Origin of the sequence: Ramlibacter tataouinensis (genome assembly GCF_001580455.1) — a bacterium.
GTDB lineage: Bacteria > Pseudomonadota > Gammaproteobacteria > Burkholderiales > Burkholderiaceae_C > Ramlibacter > Ramlibacter tataouinensis_B.
Genome location: NZ_CP010951.1, coordinates 4,829,720 through 4,848,281 on the forward strand (window position 1 = coordinate 4,829,720; position 18,562 = coordinate 4,848,281).

Below are 18,562 nucleotides of genomic sequence, written 5' to 3' on the forward strand. Positions count from 1 at the left end.
CTGGCGGACCGCTGACTGGGGCCCGAGCGTGGAGTCGTCATTGTACCTGCGTGGTTTCCGGCCCTCTGGGATAATCCCCGGATGATCACGACCAAGGACGCCGAGGGCATCCAGGGCATGCGCACGGCGGGGAGGCTTGCCGCCGAGGTGCTGGATTACCTGACGCCCCATATCAAGCCCGGCATCACCACCCGGGAGATCGACCAGCTCGCCGCCGAATGCATGAAGCGGCAGGGCACGACTTCGGCCACGCTCGGCTACCAGCCGGCCGGCTACCCCCCCTACCCGGCTTCGCTGTGCACCTCGGTGAACCACGTCGTTTGCCACGGCATCCCGAACGACAAGCCGCTGAAGCGGGGCGACATCGTCAACGTCGACGTCACCGTCATCAAGGACGGCTGGTACGGCGACACCAGCCGCATGTTCATGGTCGGCGAGGTGTCCATCGCCGCCAAGCGCCTGGCCAGCCTGACCTATGAGGCGATGTGGCACGGCATCGCCAAGGTGCGGCCCGGCGCCCGCCTGGGCGACATCGGCTGGGCCATCCAGAAGTTCGCCGAGAGCAACGGCTTTTCCGTGGTGCGCGAGTTCTGCGGCCACGGCATCGGACGCAACTTCCACGAGGAGCCGCAGGTGCTGCACTACGGCAAGCCCGGCACACTGGAGGAGCTCAAGCCCGGCATGACCTTCACGATCGAGCCCATGATCAACGCCGGGCGCAAGGAAGTGAAGGAGTTCGGCAACGACGGCTGGACCATCGTGACCAAGGACCATTCGCTGTCGGCGCAATGGGAGCACACGGTGCTGGTCACCGAAACCGGCTGGGAGGTGCTCACGCTGTCGGCGGGCAGCCCTCCCCCGCCGCCCTTCGTGAACGCATGATGCCTCCGGGGCTCGCCCCGGGACACGCGGCGCACCCTGTACAGGCGCTGCGGGACGACTATCGCGCCCGCAGGGAAGCCCTGCTCGATTCGTTGAAGGCGCAGGGCAGTTCCACCCGCGGCATCCACACGCTGCTGCAGCAGCTCGCCCGCGAGGCTGACGCCACCCTGAGGAAGCTCTGGGACGCTGCGTCCTTCCCCGCCGACTTCGCGCTGCTGGGCGTGGGGGGCTACGGGCGCGGCGAGCTGTTCCCGCATTCCGACGTCGACGTGCTGGTGCTGCTGCCCGACGGGAGCGGCGCCGACCACGACGAAGAACTCAAGCGCAAGATCGAGGCCTTCATCGGCAATTGCTGGGACGCCGGGCTGGAGATCGGCTCCAGCGTTCGCACCGTGGCCGAATGCGTGGTGCAGGCGGAGGCCGACGTCACGGTGCAGACCTCGCTGCTCGAATCGCGCCTGGTCGCCGGCGACGCGAAGCTGTACGCCTCGTTCCGGCAGCAGTTCGAGGCCACCATCGACCCGAAGGCGTACTTCGTGGCCAAGACGCTGGAGATGCGCCAGCGCCACACCAAGTTCGAGAACACGCCCTACGCGCTCGAGCCCAATTGCAAGGAATCCCCCGGGGGCCTGCGCGACCTGCAGGTGATCCTGTGGGTGGCCAAAGCCGCCGGCCTGGGCAAAAGCTGGGACGAGCTGGCGCGCAAGGGCCTGGCCACCGCCTTCGAGGCACGCCAGATCAAGCGCAACGAGGCGCTGCTGAGCCTGATCCGCGCCCGCCTGCACGTGATCGCCAAGCGCCGCGAGGACCGCCTGGTGTTCGACCTGCAGACGGCCGTGGCCGAGTCCTTCGGCTATGCGAACCGGGTCAACATCGGCGGGCGCATGGTGACCCGCGCCAGTGAAGTGCTGATGAAGCGCTACTACTGGGCGGCCAAGGCCGTTACCCAGCTGAACCAGATCCTGCTGCTGAACATCGAGGAGTCGCTCAACCCGAGCGCCCACGAGCCGCAGCCGATCAACGAGCGCTTCGCCATCAAGGCCGGGATGATCGAGGTCACCAGCGACGACCTGTACCTGAAGAACCCGCACGCCATCCTGGAGACCTTCCTCGTCTACCAGCGGACCATGGGCGCCAAGGGCCTGTCGGCGCGGACCCTGCGCGCCTTGTACAACGCGCGCAAGATGATGGACGGTCGCTTCCGCGACGACCCGGTCAACCACGCGACCTTCCGCGCCATCCTGATGCAGCACGAGGGCATCACGCACGCCATGCGCCTGATGAACCAGACCTCGGTGCTGGGGCGCTACCTGTGGGTGTTCCGCCGCATCGTCGGCCAGATGCAGCACGACTTGTTCCACGTGTACACGGTGGACCAGCACATCCTGATGGTGCTGCGCAACGTGCGCCGCTTCTTCATCGCCGAGCATGCGCACGAATACCCCTTCTGCTCGCAACTGGCCGCGGGCTGGGACCGCCCCTACGTGCTGTATGCGGCCGCGCTGTTCCACGACATCGCCAAGGGCCGCGGCGGCGACCACTCGGCGCTGGGCGCGCGTGAGGTGCGCCAGTTCTGCCGCCAGCACGAGATCGTGGCCGAGGATGCGGCGCTGATCGAGTTCCTGGTGAAGGAGCACCTCACCATGAGCCAGGTGGCGCAGAAAGAGGACCTGAGCAATGCCGAGGTGATCAAGGCCTTCGCCGCGCGCGTGGGGAACGAGCGCTACCTGACGGCGCTGTACCTGCTCACCGTCGCCGACATCCGCGGCACCAGTCCCAAGGTGTGGAACGCCTGGAAGGGCAAGCTGCTCGAGGACCTGTACCGCTACACCTTGCGCGCGCTGGGCGGGCGGGCGCCGGACCCGGGCGCCGAGGTGGAGGCGCGCAAGCGCGAGGCGCTGGTGCAGCTGGCGCTCTACGCGCTGCCCTTCCAGGGCCACAAGAAGCTGTGGGACACGCTCGACGTCGGCTACTTCATGCGCCACGAGGCCGGCGACATCGTCTGGCACACGCGGCACCTGGCACGCCATGTGGACAAGCCCGGAGCGATCGTGCGCGCGCGCACCTCCCCGGTGGGTGAAGGCCTGCAGGTGCTGGTTTACACACCCGACCAGATGGACCTGTTCGCGCGCATCTGCGGCTACTTCGACCGGGCCGGCTTCTCGATCCTGGATGCCAAGATCCACACCGCCACCAACGGCTACGCGCTCGACACCTTCCAGGTGGTCAGCTCCATGCTGCCCGAGCACAAGCGCGAACTGATCAACATGGTCGAGTCGGACCTGCAACAGACGATCCAGGAAGCCGGGCCCCTCCCCCCGCCCAGCCGCGGCCGCGTGTCCCGGCGTGTGAAGAGCTTCCCGATCGCGCCGCACGTGAACCTGGCGCCCGACGAGAAGGCGCAGCGCTGGCTGCTGTCGATCTCGGCCAGCGACCGTGTGGGCCTGCTGTACTCGATTGCCCGGGTCCTGGCCCGGCACAAGATTAACCTGCAGCTGGCCAAGATCTCGACCTTGGGCGAGCGCGTTGAGGACACCTTCCTCATCGACGGTCCCGAACTGCAGCAGAACAGGAAGCAGATCGAGATCGAGACCGAGCTGCTGGAGGCCCTGGCGTAGTCATCGAGAAAAGTCGCTTCGCGACTTTTCTCGATGGTCTGATCAGTGCGGGGAGGCCCGGCAAAGCCGGTTCCTCCCCACAAGGGGGACCGCTCTGCACGTTGTTTCGCGCGGTCCACGTGCCGCGAGCGGGCTCACTTGCCCAGGGCCGACCGCCAGAACCCCAGCAGCAGCCGCACCGCTTCCTCGCGCCGGTACTCGTGCGCGGTGCGCCGGCCCTCTTCGATCATCACGCGATACGCCAGGCCGCCGTCACGCGCCAGACGCACCGCACGCGCGAGCTGCGCCACGCAGCCGGGCACGTCGTCCTCCTGCGCCCATAGGCCATTGCGCACGGTCGCCGAATCGGTGCCGCCCGCCAGCCCGGTGAAGCCGGCCACGATGCAGCCGGCAGCCATGGCTTCCAGCGCCGTCATGCCGTGGGCCTCCAGGCGCGCCAGCGAGAGGAACACGGCCGAACCGGCCATCGCCTCGGCCACCTGGGCCTCGGTGGCGCCGTGCATGTAGACCCAGGGCACGTCGCGCAGGTCGGGGTGCGCGGCGCGAAGCAGGTCCATGATGGCGCCAGTTTCCATCATGCGCTTGCGCGGCGCGCAGGCGATCTGCAGCGTCTTCTGCCGCGTGAACACGAAGCGCGATTCGTCGATGCAGAACGGCGTATAGGCCAGCTTCATCCCCGGGAACCGGTCGGTGCAGAACTGCAGCACCGAGTGGCTGGGCGCCATGATGAAGCTCACCCCATACTCGGCATACGATAGCCGCCCCGCGAGCCCCTGGTGCACCAGGAAGGGGTTCTGACAGAACACCACCTTGGGCTGGCGGCGGCTCGCGAACATGGCGAGGAACTGCGCGTTGTTCTCGGGAAACACCAGCACGTCATCGTCGGCGATCGCATCGAAGCGGATCACCGGCGCCGAGGTCTGGAACCATGCCGGCCGCTCCCCTTCGGCGCTGGCAACCACGGCTTCGATGCCGCCCTCATTCAGCATCTCCACATGCTGGAAGGCGACCTTGATGCCGCCGGCGATTTCGCTGACGGGCCAGGAGAGATAGACGACACGCGGCATGCGCCAAGCATACCGAAGAGCTTGATGGTGGAAGCCTCCGTCCCCGGGCCCGATATCAGTCGTCGTCTCCCGCGTCCATGCCAGGGAACAGAACCTCGGTGAACCCGAAGCGCGTGAAATCGCGTATGCGCATCGGATACAGCTTGCCCAGCAGGTGATCGCACTCGTGCTGCACCACGCGGGCATGGAAGCCGGAGACGGTGCGGTCGATCCGCTCGCCCCGGGGATCGAAACCGGTGTAGCGGATCTTCTTCCAGCGCGGGACCACGCCGCGCAGGCCCGGCACCGACAGGCAGCCTTCCCAGTCCTCTTCTTCCTCGCCGCCGATCGGGGTGATCTCCGGATTGATCAGCACCGTTCGCGGCACCGTCGGCGCATCGGGATAGCGCGGGTTCACCGCATCGCTGCCGAAGATCACCAGTTGCAGGTCCACGCCGATCTGCGGCGCTGCCAGCCCGGCGCCGTTGGCTGCGGCCATGGTCTCGAACATGTCGGCCACCAGACGGTGGATCTCGGGGGTGTCGAACTTCTTTACGGGCTTGGCGACTCGCAGCAGTCGCTCGTCGCCCATCTTCAGGATTTCGTGAACGGCCATCGCGCAAGCATACGCCGTCCCGATCAGCCCTTGAACGCGAGCACCTCGGCGTTGATGCGACGGAGATTGCCGACGGCAGGCATGGGCCCAATCCGGGTGCGCGCCGCAGGCACAATCCAGCCATGCGCAGACATCACCTCGCCCGCGCCACGGCCGCCGCCGCAGTGCCGGTGCGCTGGGCATTGGTCCTGCTGGCCGTGCTCTCGCTGGCGGTCGGCATCGTCGGCATCTTCGTGCCGGTGCTGCCCACCGTGCCCTTCGTGCTGCTGGCGGCCTGGGCGGCCGCGCGCAGTTCACCGCGCCTGTCGGCCTGGCTCGAGGGGCATCCCCGGTTCGGCCGCTACATCCGGGAGTGGCGGCAAGGTGGCGTGGTGCGGCGGCCGGCCAAGTGGGCCGCCAGCCTGGCGATGTCGGCCAGCGCGCTGATCATCCTGGCCACGGTGGGCCTGCGCTGGCCCGCGGCTTTGTCCATCGGCACCATGGCCTGTGTGGGGGCCTGGCTGTGGCGCCGGCCGGAGCATCCGCCGGCCTAGCCGCCGCGCAGCAGGCGCTGCAGGCCTTCCTCGTCCAGTACCGTCACACCGAGTTCGCGCGCCTTGTCCAGCTTGCTGCCGGCCTCGGTGCCGGCGATCACGTAGTCGGTCTTCTTGCTGACGGATCCGGCGACCTTGGCGCCGGCCGTTTCCAGCAGGTCCTTGGCCTCGTCGCGCGTGAGCGTGGGCAGGGTGCCGGTCAGCACCACGGTCTTGCCGCTCAGGGGCTTGGACGCGCGCGCCACCGGCTCGCCCTCTTCCCAGCCCAGGCCGCAGGCGCGCAACTGCTCCACCACCTCGCGGTTGTGCGCCTGCTGGAAAAAAGTGTGGATGCTCTCGGCCACGACCGGCCCCACGTCGGGCACCTCGAGCAAGTGCTCCACCGAGGCGGCCATGATGTCATCCAGCCGGCCGAAGTGCCGCGCCAGGTCGCGGGCCGTCGATTCGCCCACGTGCCGGATGCCCAGCCCGAACAGGAACCGCGGCAGCGTGGTCTGCTTCGATTTCTCCAGTGCCGCCAGCACGTTCTGCGCCGACTTGTCCCCCATGCGCTCCAACGCCGTGAGGCCGACCAGGCCCAGGCGGTAGAGGTCGGGCAGGGTCTTGATCACGTTGCCGTCCACCAGCTGGTCCACCAGCTTCTCGCCCAGGCCCTCGATGTCCAGGGCGCGGCGCTGCGCGAAATGCAGGATCGCCTGCTTGCGCTGGGCGCCGCAGAACAAGCCCCCCGTGCAGCGGTGGTCCGCCTCGCCCTCTTCGCGCACGGCGGCCGAGCCGCACACCGGGCAGGTGGCCGGCATGGTGAACGGGGCGGCCCCCGGTGCCCGCTTTTCCGGCACCACGGCCACCACCTCCGGGATCACGTCGCCGGCGCGCCGCACGATCACCGTGTCGCCCACGCGCACGTCCTTGCGCCGGGCCTCGTCCTCGTTGTGCAGCGTGGCGTTGGTCACCGTCACGCCGCCCACGAACACCGGCTCCAGGCGCGCGACCGGCGTCAGCTTGCCGGTGCGCCCGACATACACGTCGATGGCCTGCACCGTCGTGACCTGCTCCTGCGCCGGGTACTTGTGCGCCACCGCCCAGCGCGGCTCGCGGCTGACGAAGCCCAGCCGCTGCTGCAGCGCCAGGCTGTTGACCTTGTAGACCACCCCGTCGATGTCGAAGGGCAGGCTGTCGCGCTCGCCTCCCACGGCCCGGTGAAAGGCCACCAGGTCGTCGGCGCCGGTCGCGACCTGCGTGCGCGTCGACACCGGGAACCCCCAGGACTGCAGCGTGAGCAGCGCCTCGTACTGCGTGCTGAAGGCCGGCCCGCCCGCCTCGGGCGGCGACACCTCGCCCCAGCCATAGGCGAAGAAACTGAGCGGCCGCTGCCGCGCGATGCCGGGGTCGAGCTGGCGCACGGCACCGGCCGCGGCGTTGCGCGGATTGACGAAGGTCTTCTCGTTCTTCGCGCCCTTGGCGATCTTCTCGCGCTGCAATTCGTTCAGCCGCTCGAAGTCGTCGCGCCGGATGTAGACCTCGCCGCGCACCTCCAGCACGGGCGGCGCGTCCTTGGGCAGGCGCAGCGGGATCTGGCCGATGGTGCGGATGTTCTGGGTGACGTCCTCGCCGATGGCGCCGTCGCCGCGCGTCGCCGCCTGCACCAGCACGCCCTGCTCGTAGCGCAGGTTGATCGCCAGGCCGTCGAACTTGAGTTCGGCCACGTACTCCAGGGGCGGCTCGCCATCCTTGTAGCCCAGCTCGCGGCGCACCCGGGCGTCGAAGTTGCGCGCGCCGCTGGCCTCGATGTCGGTCTCGGTGCGGATGGACAGCATGGGCACCTGATGGCGCACCTTGGCGAAGCCGTCGAGCACGGCACCGCCGACGCGCTGGGTCGGCGAGTCCGGTGTCAGCAGGCCGGGATGCTCGGCTTCCAGCGCCTGCAGCTCGCGAAACAGCTTGTCGTACTCGGCGTCCGGGATCTCCGGCGCGTCGAGCACGTAGTAGCGGTGCGCATGATGATGCAGCAGCTCGCGCAGCGCATCCACGCGTTCCTGGACTTTGGCCGAAACCATGTTCCCGAGTTACGAAATCAAGAGAAAAGCCGCCGCGCCTGGGGCGATCCGGCCGCCAGGTCGCGCGCTTCGAGCACGTCGTACAGCTTTTCGAGGTCGGCGCCGATCACGTCCAATCCCTCGGCACGGATCACGTCGCCATTGTCGTCGGTGATGGTGCCCTCCATGGAGGCGGCGAAGGCGATGGCGCAGTCGCGCATGCGCACGAAAGGCTGCTCGCTGCGGTGCACCTGGGGCACGTCCAGGCTGAGCGTCAGTTCGCGCAGCGCCGATTGGGCGGGATCGTCCGCCATCGCCGCCTGGGTGTCGAAACTCAGCACCAGCACGGGCGGCGAACCGGGCATGCTCGCGGGCAGTACCAGCCGGCCGGGGATGACGCCGGGCACGAAACCGTGGCGCGCCGCGCTCTGGTTCACATAGCCGGGACTCCAGGCCGTCTGGCGCGCGCGCAGCGTGAAGCTCAGTTGCGCATCGTGGTCGCCGGCAAACTGGTCGAGTTCGCGGGCGCGGGCCACTTCGCTCAGCATTTCGGGGAAGTCTGGCGAGCCGTTCACCGCATCGGCAAAGGCCTGGGCCTTGACCACGAATTCGGAGTACTCAATCTCGTTCAGCTGCCCGTTCCGGTTGGCCAGTTGCACGCCGGCCTGAAATGCGGTGTAGCGCTGGCCCGCCTGCGGCGTTTCCCACAGGCCGGTGGCTTCGTTGCGGCCCTCGATCGCAAAGGGCTTGCTGCCGGCGCGGCGTGTAGGCGGCAGCGCGGCGATGGCCGCATCACCCGACACCGGCGCCTCGACGTGGATCGGGGCGATCGCATCGATCAGCGCGTCCAGGCCGGGCTTGCGTTCGGGGCCAGGAAGCGTCGGCTCGGAATCCAGCGTGGGTTCCTGCCTCAGTCCGGGCTCGATCGGTTCCAGTGGAGCACTGGGCAGTTCGGGCTGGCGCGGCGCGCTGCGGCGCGAAGTCCAGGTATTCCAGGCCACCAGCGAGGCGAGCACCAGCCCGCCCAACATGGCCACGCCGAGCGTAAAGCTGCTCATTGAGCCCCCACGCTTGTCACTCCGTGTACTGCGCTTGCCTTGCAGGCCGCGTCGCTGCTGCAAGCAGCGACTCTTCGCGCTGTCCGAGCCTGCGCAGGCAGGCTCGGAGCCGCAGCGCTCAGCCCCACGGGGGCATTCATGCAGGGGGGCGGCCCGGCGACGCTCATGCAGCCTGCGCCATCGACACGGCCGATTCCATGTCCACCGCCACGATGCGGGAGACGCCCTGCTCCTGCATGGTGACGCCGATCAGTTGTTCGGCCATCTCCATGGCGATCTTGTTGTGGCTGATGAACAGGAACTGGGTTTCCCGGCTCATGGCGGTCACCAGCTTGGCGTAGCGCTCGGTGTTGGCGTCGTCCAGCGGCGCGTCCACCTCGTCCAGCAGGCAGAACGGCGCCGGATTCAGCTGGAAGATGGCGAACACCAGCGCGATGGCGGTGAGCGCCTTTTCGCCGCCGGACAGCAGGTGGATGGTCTGGTTCTTCTTGCCCGGGGGCTGCGCCATGACCTGCACGCCGGAATCCAGGATCTCGTCGCCGGTCATCACCAGCTTGGCGTTGCCGCCACCGAACAGCTCGGGGAACATGCGGCCGAAATGCTCGTTGACGGTGGCGAAGGTGCTGCCCAGCAGCTCGCGGGTTTCGCCGTCGATCTTGCGGATGGCATCTTCCAGCGTGACCATGGCCTCGTTCAAGTCGGCCGACTGGGCATCCAGGAACTGCTTGCGCTCGCGCGCGGTGCCCAGTTCCTCCAGCGCGGCCAGGTTCACCGCACCCAGCGCCGCGATCTCGCGATGCAGGCGGTCGATCTCGTTTTGCAGGCCGGCCAGCCGCACCTTGCCTTCTTCGATTGACTTCGCCACCGCTTCCAGGTCGGCCTGCGCGTCGGCCAGCAGCTGCGCGTACTGCTCGAAGCCCAGGCGGGCTGCCTGTTCCTTGAGCTGGTAGTCGGTGATGCGCTGGCGCAGCGGGTCGAGCTCGCGCTCCAGCTGCAGGCGCCGCTCGTCGCTGGCGCGCAGCTTGGCGGTGAGGTCGTCGTATTCGCTTCGGCGGGCGCCGAGCACCTGCTCGCGCTCGGATTTGAGCTCCAGCGCCGACTGCAGCCCGGCCTGCGCCGCGGCATCGGTCAGGCGCGAAAGTTCGTCCTTGGCGCGCGACTCTTCCTCGGCGATGGAAGCCGCCTGCTGCTGCGCGGTTTCGATGGCGCGCTGCAGTTCGGCCCGGCGCGCTTCCAGCGCCCGTTGCGCGAACTGCGCTTCCTGCGCCTGGCGCTCCAGGCCCCGGTGCTGCTCGCGCGCCTCGGCCAGCTTGCGCTCGGCCTCGATCACGCGCTCGTCCAGCTGCGCATGCCGCTCCTGGCTGTCGGCCAGCTGCATGTCCAGCTCCTCGAAGCGACCCTCGGCGGTGACGCGGCGCTCCTGCAGCTGCTCGAGCTGGGCATCGACCTCGGCCAGGTCGCCGGCGATCTGCTCGCTGCGCGCCCGGGTCTGCTCGGCCAGCTGCGTCAGGCGCAGGGTCTCGACCTGCAATTCGTGCGCGCGGTCGCGCGTCTCGGCGGCCTCGCGGCGCGCGCCGACCAGGCGCTGCGAGGCATCGCTGTAGGCGGCCTCGGCGCGCACCAGCGCGCCCCGGGCTTCCTCGGCGATCAGCGCCTGGGCACGCAGCTGCTTCTCGAGGTTCTCGATTTCCTGCGCCCGCGCGAGCAGGCCGGCCTGCTCGGAATCCTGGGCATAAAAGCTGACGCTGTGCGCGGTGACCGCGTGGCCGCTCTTGACGTAGATGACCTCGCCGGCGGCGAGCTTGTCGCGCGCCGCCAGGGCTTCCTCGAAGCTTGGCGCCGTGTAGCAGCCGTGCAGCCAGCCGGCCAGCAAGGCTTTCTGCCCGGCGTCGTTCAGGCGCAGCAGGTCCGCCAGGCGCGGCAGCACGCCGGCCGCTTCCGGCACCGCAGCCTGGGGCGGGCTGTAGAAAGACAGCTTGGCCGGCGGCGCATCGCCGGCAAAGGCGCGCACCATGTCCAGGCGCGAGACCTCGAGCGCGTTGAGCCGTTCGCGCAACGCCGCTTCCAGCGCGCTCTCCCAACCCTGCTCGATGTGGATGCGGCTCCACAGGCCCTGCAGGCCGTCGAGCCCGTGCTTGGCCAGCCAGGGCTTGAGCTTGCCGTCGGTCCGGACCTTTTCCTGCAGCGCCTTGAGCGCTTCCATGCGGGCCGACAGGTCGGCCTGCTTGTGGCTCTCGCTGTTGACCGCCTGCTGCTTGTCGCGCCGGTCTTCGTCCAGCTGCGGCACCTGCTCCTGCAACTCGTGCAGGCGGGCGTCGGCGGTCTCGGCCGCCTCCTGCGCCGATTCCAGCTGGGTCCTGAGGTTGGCCAGCCGCGCCTCGTCGGGCGCTGCCAAGGCATTCTTGTCAGCCGTCAGGCGCTCGCGCCGCTGCGTCAGCTGGCGCGACTGCTCCTCGATGTTGCGCTGGTCGGCCGCCAGCACCTGGATCTGCTGCTGCACCTGCGCGACGTTGCCGCGCTGCTCGCTGGACTTCTGCTGCGCCTGGCGCAGCGACTCCTCGAGGTCAGGCAGCTGCAGCCCCTGCTCCTCGACCTGCGCGGCCAGCAGGGTGGACTTTTCTTCGGCTTCGACCGCTTGTCCGGCCAGGGTTTCGACTTCGGCCAGCGCCTCGTCCTTGCGTCCGGCCCACTGGGCGGTCTGCTCCTTGAGCTGCTGCAGCCGCTGCTCGACCCGCTGGCGGCCCTCGACCACGAAGCGGATCTCGGCTTCCAGCCGGCCGACTTCGGCGCTGGCTTCGTAGAGCGAGCCTTGCGCCTGGTTCACCTGGTCGCCGGCGGCATAGTGGGCCTGGCGGATGGTTTCCAGGTCGGACTCGACGCGCCGCAGGTCGGCCACGCGCGATTCCAGGTCGTTGACCGCTTTCTGGGCCTCGGCGTTGATCCGCGCCTGGTCGGCTTCGCTCTCGCCGCGCTTGAGGAACCACAGCTGGTGCTGCTTCAGGGTGGCGTCGGACTGCAGCGCGTTGTACTGCTGCGCGACTTCGGCCTGCTTCTCCAGCTTCTCGAGGTTGGCGTTGAGTTCGCGCAGAATGTCCTCGACCCGCGTCAGGTTCTCCCGCGTGTCGGACAGGCGGTTTTCGGTCTCGCGCCGGCGTTCCTTGTACTTGGAGACGCCCGCGGCCTCCTCCAGGAACAGGCGCAGTTCCTCCGGCTTGGATTCGATGATGCGGCTGATGGTGCCCTGGCCGATGATGGCGTAGGCCCGCGGCCCCAGGCCGGTGCCCAGGAACACGTCCTGCACGTCGCGCCGGCGGACCGGCTGGTTGTTGATGAAGTAGCTGGAGGTGCCGTCGCGCGTCAGCACGCGCTTGACGGCGATTTCCGTGAACTGCGACCACTGGCCGCCGGCGCGGTGGTCGGCGTTGTCGAACACCAGTTCCACCGACGAACGGGATGAGGGCTTGCGGCTGGTCGTGCCGTTGAAGATCACGTCCTGCATGGACTCGCCGCGCAACTCGCTGGCGCGAGACTCGCCCAGCACCCAGCGCACCGCGTCCATGATGTTGGACTTGCCGCAGCCGTTGGGCCCGACCACGCCCACCAGCTGGCCCGGCAACATGAAGTTGGTGGGTTCGGCGAAGGACTTGAACCCGGATAGCTTGATGGAATTGAGACGCACGGAATCCTGGGAAACGTCGTTTTTCGGCCGGCAAGCGCCGTGGACGCCAGATGTTACCCGAGCAGTTTGCCCTCCTGCCGAGCCAGACGCCCCGGGTGTGAACTATGGCCGAAACCACCCGTAACCGAGCCGCCCGCGCGAACTTTCTCTTTCTATGCGGCGGAACCGGCTTCGTGGCGGGCACGGTCCGCATCGGCGTCCCGGGCTGGCGCTACCCGCCCCTGGCGCGGCCATTTCTACCCGCGCGGGCTGGCCCAAGCCCCAGAGCTGGAATATGCCTTGCGCGCCGTCGCTTCGATCGAGTTGCACTGACGCACGCGTGCGCGGCCAGTTCCGCCGCCACGGCCTGACGGTCTATTGACCGCCGCGCGGCGGCTTCGCGGCTATTTCTTGCCCTGCGACAGCATCTGCTGGTACTCGGTGGACATCTTGTTCATGAAGTCCAGGGCCGCCTTGTACTGCTTGGAATGGAAGTCCATCAGCTTGTCGTACTGGTCGGCGGCCATCGCGAATGGCGGCCCCATGCCGCGCATCGAGTCCATCATGGTCTTCTGGGCCTTCATGACCATGTCCCACGCATCGTGAGCCTGCAGCGCCGCGGCTCTCGTTTGTTCGAACAAACTCTTGGCGAGCTCAGCCTGGGCCTTGTCGATCATGGCGTTTCTCCTTGTGTGGGTGCCGACCCCAGCAGGCAATTGCCCCAATCCCGAATGCATGTAGCTGAATTGGACGGCCTTCCCATACTGCCTGAGATGTGGCGCGCTGCCACGCCGATCCGCAGCAACAGATGAAACGCAAGGCCATCATGGGCGCGGGCACCCCGGCGTGCCTGGTGGATGAGCTGCGCACGCCTGATCCTCGCGACCTGAGTGTCTCTCGCTCCCCCGAAGGGGAAGGACCGGCGCCAGCACTGGCAAGCCCGGGTGACCTTGCCGCAGAGCTCTGCCTAGAATCACCCGATGCTGAGCCGCCGCCGACTGATCGCCGCTGCCCCGCTGGCCCTGGCCGGCTGCGCCACCCGCTTCTACGAGAACGATGCGCCGGCTGCCCCGCCGCGACTACAGGTGCAGAACCCCGGACTGAAGCCGCCCAGCGGCGCGCTGGACATCGATGCCGGCGCACTCATGCCCGGTGACATCCTGCTGTCCGCGGCCAACGGCACGACTTCGCTGGGCATTCGCCTGCTGACGCTGTCGGCGGTCAGCCATGCCTCGCTGTACGTCGGCGACTCGCAGGTGGCCGAAGCCGTCGGTGAAGGCATCCGCCGGCGCCGCATGCAGCAATTTCTCGACGAGGAATCGACGGTGGTCGCCTTCCGGCATCCGGGCGTGCGGCCCGACCACGTGCAGAAGATGCAGGACTTCGTCGCCGAAACCGTCGGCCAGAAGTACAACTATGTCGGCGTGCTGCTGCAGGCGCCGTTCTCGATCGAACGCCGCTTGTGCGAGCTGCCGCTCACGCCCTCGCTGGTGCGCGACTTCTGCCTGCAGGGCGTCGGCGCGATCCAGCTGGGCCTGGGCCGCAGCGACCGCTTCTTCTGCTCGCAGTTCGTGCTGGAGGCCTACCGGCGGGCCGGCCTGCCGCTGACGACGGCCGACCCCCGGCTGCTCAGCCCGGCCGACCTGCTGCACATGCGCGAAGGCGACGTGCCCTCCGTGCGCAGCAACCAGACGCTCAACTACGTCGGGCACCTGAAGTACGAGCGGCTGCTGGACTCTGCCTCGCGCAGCTAGCTCCCTTCGCACTGTCCTGGCAGCCGGGCGTGGCCAGGCCACGCCAAGGGTCTGGGGAGAGGGACTACTTCAGGTGGAAAGGAACCACCACGGTGACTTCCGTCGGTTCGCCATTGACGAGGTAGGGCTGGAACGTTCCGCCCCATGCCGAGTTGATGACTGCCTCGTCAAGATTCGGTTTCCCACTGCTTTCCAGGAGCGCCACGTTCCTGGTTTGCCCATTCTTGTCGACATGGAGCTTGACCATCGTGGTTCCGGACGGCGCGCCATCCCGAATCTTGTAGTGAACGCTCAGGCGCATCGGCTTGATGGGACGAACGTCTTCGATCCTGACGACCGTCTTCGGCCACTCCTGGCTTGACGGCGCTGACGCGCAGCCGGATATCGCGATCGCGCCGAAAAGAATGGGAAGAGATGCAGAAAACGGTGCCTTCATATTTTTGTTCCTAGTTCCCGATATGCATTGTGAATGCCGCGCCGTTCGAATGGCGGCAGGTGCCGGTTCCCAGTGTCGCCGAGTTCATCGTGTAGCGGCAGTTCAGGAAGCTTCCCCGGTTGCCGGCGCCATTGGCGACGCCGTCGCGCGAGGAGCCGGCCACGCGCGTCGCCTCGCCGGTGAAACTTTCCCCGTTGATGGCTGTGGAGAAGTGCCCGCGCCCATTGAGGTCGTTGGTGACCACCGCAGCCACCATGCCGTAGCCGCTGGCCAGGTCGTTGGCCGGGTAAAGGCGCGCGCTAAAGGTCAGAGGCTGCGGTGGCGCAGGGGGCAGCACCACTGCGCCGGAAGGCGCTGTCGCGGGCTGCAGGGGTACCACGTAGCAGCCGGTCAGCGCCCCGGCGGCGATGGACAGCGCGGCGATCTTCGCGATTCGCGCGGTGCGCTTCGCAGGAAGGGAGATCTTCATAGAGATCCTCGAGGCCCAAGCACATGCTTGTGGCGCGCACTGTGGCGGGCGAGATCGGAATCTCGTAGCGATTTTCTCTACCAGTTTATCGAAGATGCACCTTTAGTATCGCGAAGGTGTACCGCACCATGAACGTGTCAACCGAGCAAGCTGCGCACGCCCAGGCATCGGTGTCCGGGTCCGAGGGCGCACCGGGGCTGAAAGGATAATTCCCGGATGAATCCCCTGCTCTCACGCCTGCAGCCCTACCCCTTCGAGCGGCTGCGGCAACTGTTCGCCGGCGTCACGCCCAACCCCGCGTACCGTCCCATCAGCCTGGGCATCGGCGAACCCAAGCACCCGACGCCGGCCTTCATCAAGCAGGCGCTGGCCGCCGCGATGGAGGTGCCGGGCAGCGACCTGTCCGGTTACCCGCCCACCGCCGGCACGCCGCAGCTGCGCGAAGCCTGCGCCGGCTGGGTGAAGCGCCGTTACGACTTGACACTCGATCCGGCCACGCAGGTGCTGCCGGTCAACGGCTCGCGCGAGGCGCTGTTCGCCTTCGCGCAGACCGTGATCGACCCCACCCGGCCGGCCGTGGTGGTCTGCCCCAATCCGTTCTATCAGATCTACGAGGGCGCGGCCCTGCTGGCGGGGGCGCAGCCCCATTACGGGCCCAGCGACCCGGCGCGCAACTTCGCGGTCGATTGGGACAGCGTGCCCGAATCCGTCTGGGCCCGCACCCAGCTGATCTACGTCTGCTCGCCGGGCAACCCCACCGGCGCGGTGATGCCGCTGGCCGAATGGGAGAAGCTGTTCGCGCTGCAGGACCGGCACGGCTTCGTGATCGCCTCCGACGAGTGTTACAGCGAGATCTACTTCCGCGACGAGCCCCCCTTGGGCGGCCTGGAAGCCGCCGCGAAGCTGGGCCGCACGGATTTCCGCAAGCTGGTGGCCTTCACCAGCCTGTCCAAGCGCAGCAACGTGCCGGGCATGCGCAGCGGCTTCGTGGCCGGCGATGCGCAGATCCTGAAGCAGTTCCTGCTCTATCGCACCTACCACGGCAGCGCGATGAGCCCGATCGTGCAGGCGGCCAGCACCGCGGCCTGGAACGACGAGGCGCACGTGGTCGACAACCGCGAGCAATACCGCCGCAAGTTCGCCGAGGTGACGCCGCTGCTGGAAACGGTGCTGGACGTGCGCCTGCCCGATGCCAGCTTCTACCTGTGGGCCGGTGTGCGTGGAAGCGACACCGAGTTCGCTCGTCAACTGCTGGCTCAATACAATGTGACCGTCCTGCCGGGCAGCTACCTGGCCCGCGAGGCCGGCGGCGTCAATCCCGGCGCCGGCCGCGTGCGGATGGCGCTGGTCGCCGACACCGCCGAGTGCCTCGAGGCCGCGCAGCGCATCGTGCAATTCGTCCAGAACAGAAAAGACTGATCCCCATGACCCAACAGCTCCAGCAGATCATCGACACCGCGTGGGAAAACCGCGCGCAGATCAACGCCGTCTCCGCTTCCGCCGAGGTCAAAGACGCGGTGGAACACGTGATCGCCGAGTTGAACAAGGGCCGGCTGCGGGTCGCCACGCGCCAGGGCGTGGGCCAGTGGACGGTGCACCAGTGGATCAAGAAGGCGGTGCTGTTGTCGTTCCGCCTGCGCGACAACGAGATCGTCCGCGCCGGCGACCTCGGCTTCTACGACAAGGTACCGACCAAGTTCGCCCACCTCTCGCCCGAGCAGCTGGCCGCCACCGGCGTGCGCGTGGTTCCGCCGGCCGTGGCCCGCCGCGGCAGCTACATCGCCAAGGGCGCCATCCTGATGCCCAGCTACGTGAACATCGGCGCCTACGTCGATGAGAACACCATGGTCGACACCTGGGCCACCGTCGGCTCCTGCGCGCAGATCGGCAAGAACGTGCACCTCTCGGGCGGCGTGGGCATCGGCGGCGTGCTGGAGCCGGTGCAGGCCGGCCCGACCATCATCGAGGACAACTGCTTCATCGGCGCGCGCTCGGAGATCGTCGAGGGCGTGATCGTCGAGGAGAACTCGGTGGTCTCCATGGGCGTGTACATCGGCCAGAGCACCAAGATCTACGACCGGGCCACCGGCACGGTGACGTATGGCCGCATTCCGGCCGGTTCGGTGGTCGTCTCCGGGAACCTCCCGAGCGCCGACGGCAAGTACAGCCTGTACTGTGCGGTGATCGTGAAACGGGTGGACGCGCAGACCCGGGCCAAGACCAGCCTGAACGACCTCCTGCGCGATTGAATGAACCAAGCCTCAAAGTAGTACAGACGGAGCAGAACCCATGTCAACGATGGAGCGGATCCTTCGCCTGATGGGCGAGAAAAAAGCCTCGGACGTCTATCTGTCCGCCCACGCGCCAGCCCTCATCAAGATCAACGGCCAATGCCTGCCGATCAACAACCAGTTGCTGCCGGCCGATGCGCCCAAGGCGCTGTTGTCCGAGGTGCTGCCGCCGAACCGCATCGAGGAGCTGGAGCGGACCGGTGAGCTGAACATGGCGCAGGCCATCGAGGGCGTCGGCAACTTCCGCTTCTCCGCGATGCGCCAGCGCGGCACTTACGCGGCCGTCATCCGCTTCATCACCACCGAGATCCCGCCCCTGGACAGCCTGGCCGTCCCCATGATCCTGGGCGACCTGATCATGGAAAAGCGCGGGCTCATGCTGATGGTGGGCGCCACCGGCGCCGGCAAGAGCACCACGCTGGCGGCGATGATGGATTACCGCAACGAGCGCGTCTCGGGCCACATCCTGACCATCGAGGACCCGGTCGAATTCCTGTTCAAGAACAAGAAATCGGTGGTCAACCAGCGCGAGGTGGGCAGCGACACGCATTCGATGCAGACGGCGCTGAAGAACGCCCTGCGCCAGGCGCCCGACGTGATCCTGGTCGGCGAAATCCGCGACCGCGAGACCATGTCCGCGGCTATCGCCTACGCGCAGTCGGGCCACCTGTGCCTGGCCACCATGCACGCCAACAACAGCTACCAGGCGCTGAACCGGATCCTGAGCTTCTACCCGGTCGAAGTCCGTCCGACCATGCTGGGCGACCTGGCTGCGGCGCTCAAGGCCATCGTGTCGCAGCGCCTGCTGCGCACGGTGCACGGCGGCCGCGCCCCGGCCGTCGAGGTGATGCTCAACACCAAGCTGGTGTCCGAGCTGATCGAGAAAGGCGACTTCTCCGGCGTCAAGGAAGCCATGGAAAAGTCCATGGCGGAAGGCTCGCAGACTTTCGAGCAGGACATCGCCCGCCTGATCATCGAAGGCACGGTGGACAAGAAGGAAGGCCTGGCCTACGCCGACTCGCCCACCAACCTGCAGTGGCGCCTGCAGAACGACTTCGCGGCCAAGGACATCGACCGCCCCGAAGACGGTGCCTCCGAGGAAGACCTGCAGGACGAACCGTCCTTCACCGAGATCACCCTCGATGTGAAGCACTGATCGCCAGCG

15 protein-coding genes are annotated in these 18,562 nt (G+C 67.7%); 7 read left to right on the top strand and 8 right to left on the bottom strand.

The genetic code is table 11. The features are described 5' to 3' along the window. Positions 1-81: 81 nt before the first annotated feature. The gene (map, locus tag UC35_RS22495) at positions 82-882 is read left to right on the top strand and encodes a type I methionyl aminopeptidase (protein WP_061503529.1); all 801 of its coding nucleotides are present in this window, start codon (positions 82-84) and stop codon (positions 880-882) included. After that, on the top strand, positions 879-3,500 hold the full coding sequence (locus tag UC35_RS22500; protein WP_061503530.1) for a [protein-PII] uridylyltransferase: 2,622 nt from the start codon (positions 879-881) through the stop codon (positions 3,498-3,500). The genes map and UC35_RS22500 overlap by 4 nt, the downstream gene beginning before the upstream one ends. A gap of 134 nt (positions 3,501-3,634) precedes the next feature. Here the strand turns inward: UC35_RS22500 and UC35_RS22505 are convergent, their stop codons facing one another. Continuing rightward, positions 3,635-4,567, bottom strand: coding sequence for a hypothetical protein (locus UC35_RS22505; protein ID WP_061503531.1), 933 nt, complete (start codon positions 4,565-4,567; stop codon positions 3,635-3,637). Positions 4,568-4,622: 55 nt separating this feature from the next. After that, positions 4,623-5,162 carry a peptide deformylase gene (def, locus tag UC35_RS22510; RefSeq protein ID WP_061503532.1) on the bottom strand — a complete coding sequence of 180 codons (540 nt, stop codon included), beginning with the start codon at positions 5,160-5,162 and terminating at the stop codon, positions 4,623-4,625. Positions 5,163-5,284: 122 nt separating this feature from the next. Here def and UC35_RS22515 point away from each other — a divergent pair, with 122 nt between their 5' ends. Next, a complete protein-coding gene (locus UC35_RS22515) occupies positions 5,285-5,695 on the top strand; it encodes a YbaN family protein (protein WP_061503533.1) in 411 nt (136 codons plus the stop codon). Here the strand turns inward: UC35_RS22515 and ligA are convergent. The 4 genes from ligA to UC35_RS22535 all read right to left on the bottom strand — a co-directional run bounded on the left by ligA (position 5,692) and on the right by UC35_RS22535 (position 13,124). Then, on the bottom strand, positions 5,692-7,752 hold the full coding sequence (gene ligA, locus UC35_RS22520; protein ID WP_061503534.1) for an NAD-dependent DNA ligase LigA: 2,061 nt from the start codon (positions 7,750-7,752) through the stop codon (positions 5,692-5,694). The two genes, UC35_RS22515 and ligA, sit on opposite strands and share 4 nt — an antisense overlap. 17 nt (positions 7,753-7,769) lie before the next feature. Then, positions 7,770-8,789, bottom strand: a complete 1,020-nt coding sequence (locus tag UC35_RS22525) for a hypothetical protein (RefSeq protein ID WP_061503535.1) — start codon at positions 8,787-8,789, stop codon at positions 7,770-7,772. 163 nt (positions 8,790-8,952) lie between these two features. After that, on the bottom strand, positions 8,953-12,468 hold the full coding sequence (smc, locus tag UC35_RS22530; protein ID WP_061503536.1) for a chromosome segregation protein SMC: 3,516 nt from the start codon (positions 12,466-12,468) through the stop codon (positions 8,953-8,955). Positions 12,469-12,851: 383 nt separating this feature from the next. Further along, on the bottom strand, positions 12,852-13,124 hold the full coding sequence (locus tag UC35_RS22535; RefSeq protein ID WP_061503537.1) for a hypothetical protein: 273 nt from the start codon (positions 13,122-13,124) through the stop codon (positions 12,852-12,854). A gap of 303 nt (positions 13,125-13,427) precedes the next feature. Between UC35_RS22535 and UC35_RS22540 the strand changes: the two genes are divergently transcribed. Continuing rightward, a complete protein-coding gene (locus UC35_RS22540) occupies positions 13,428-14,201 on the top strand; it encodes a distant relative of cell wall-associated hydrolase (RefSeq protein ID WP_061503538.1) in 774 nt (257 codons plus the stop codon). Between the two features lie 64 nt (positions 14,202-14,265). Here UC35_RS22540 and UC35_RS23365 read toward each other — a convergent pair whose 3' ends face one another. Both UC35_RS23365 and UC35_RS22550 read right to left on the bottom strand, forming a co-directional pair. Beyond that, positions 14,266-14,637, bottom strand: coding sequence for an energy transducer TonB (locus tag UC35_RS23365; RefSeq protein ID WP_082793449.1), 372 nt, complete (start codon positions 14,635-14,637; stop codon positions 14,266-14,268). Positions 14,638-14,647: 10 nt separating this feature from the next. Next, a complete protein-coding gene (locus UC35_RS22550; protein ID WP_227820412.1) occupies positions 14,648-15,106 on the bottom strand; it encodes a hypothetical protein in 459 nt (152 codons plus the stop codon). Between the two features lie 216 nt (positions 15,107-15,322). On the opposite strand from UC35_RS22550, the gene dapC reads away from it, so the two are divergent. The 3 genes from dapC to UC35_RS22565 are packed head-to-tail and all read left to right on the top strand — an operon-like array spanning position 15,323 to position 18,553. Continuing rightward, positions 15,323-16,525, top strand: a complete 1,203-nt coding sequence (dapC, locus tag UC35_RS22555; protein WP_061503540.1) for a succinyldiaminopimelate transaminase — start codon at positions 15,323-15,325, stop codon at positions 16,523-16,525. A gap of 5 nt (positions 16,526-16,530) precedes the next feature. Next, positions 16,531-17,355, top strand: coding sequence for a 2,3,4,5-tetrahydropyridine-2,6-dicarboxylate N-succinyltransferase (gene dapD, locus UC35_RS22560; protein ID WP_061503541.1), 825 nt, complete (start codon positions 16,531-16,533; stop codon positions 17,353-17,355). A 40-nt stretch (positions 17,356-17,395) separates the two neighbouring features. Continuing rightward, positions 17,396-18,553 carry a PilT/PilU family type 4a pilus ATPase gene (locus UC35_RS22565; RefSeq protein WP_061503542.1) on the top strand — a complete coding sequence of 386 codons (1,158 nt, stop codon included), beginning with the start codon at positions 17,396-17,398 and terminating at the stop codon, positions 18,551-18,553. The last annotated feature ends 9 nt before the right edge of the window (positions 18,554-18,562 follow it).

Excerpts from the sequence above, each read along its gene's own strand:
- map (WP_061503529.1), top strand. The coding sequence starts at position 82 with ATGATCACGACCAAGGACGCCGAGGGCATCCAGGGCATGCGCACGGCG.
- UC35_RS22500 (WP_061503530.1), top strand. The coding sequence starts at position 879 with ATGATGCCTCCGGGGCTCGCCCCGGGACACGCGGCGCACCCTGTACAG.
- UC35_RS22505 (WP_061503531.1), bottom strand. The coding sequence starts at position 4,567 with ATGCCGCGTGTCGTCTATCTCTCCTGGCCCGTCAGCGAAATCGCCGGC.
- def (WP_061503532.1), bottom strand. The coding sequence starts at position 5,162 with ATGGCCGTTCACGAAATCCTGAAGATGGGCGACGAGCGACTGCTGCGA.
- UC35_RS22515 (WP_061503533.1), top strand. The coding sequence starts at position 5,285 with ATGCGCAGACATCACCTCGCCCGCGCCACGGCCGCCGCCGCAGTGCCG.
- ligA (WP_061503534.1), bottom strand. The coding sequence starts at position 7,752 with ATGGTTTCGGCCAAAGTCCAGGAACGCGTGGATGCGCTGCGCGAGCTG.
- UC35_RS22525 (WP_061503535.1), bottom strand. The coding sequence starts at position 8,789 with ATGAGCAGCTTTACGCTCGGCGTGGCCATGTTGGGCGGGCTGGTGCTC.
- UC35_RS22535 (WP_061503537.1), bottom strand. The coding sequence starts at position 13,124 with ATGATCGACAAGGCCCAGGCTGAGCTCGCCAAGAGTTTGTTCGAACAA.
- UC35_RS22540 (WP_061503538.1), top strand. The coding sequence starts at position 13,428 with ATGCTGAGCCGCCGCCGACTGATCGCCGCTGCCCCGCTGGCCCTGGCC.
- UC35_RS23365 (WP_082793449.1), bottom strand. The coding sequence starts at position 14,637 with ATGAAGGCACCGTTTTCTGCATCTCTTCCCATTCTTTTCGGCGCGATC.
- UC35_RS22550 (WP_227820412.1), bottom strand. The coding sequence starts at position 15,106 with ATGAAGATCTCCCTTCCTGCGAAGCGCACCGCGCGAATCGCGAAGATC.
- dapC (WP_061503540.1), top strand. The coding sequence starts at position 15,323 with ATGAATCCCCTGCTCTCACGCCTGCAGCCCTACCCCTTCGAGCGGCTG.
- dapD (WP_061503541.1), top strand. The coding sequence starts at position 16,531 with ATGACCCAACAGCTCCAGCAGATCATCGACACCGCGTGGGAAAACCGC.
- UC35_RS22565 (WP_061503542.1), top strand. The coding sequence starts at position 17,396 with ATGTCAACGATGGAGCGGATCCTTCGCCTGATGGGCGAGAAAAAAGCC.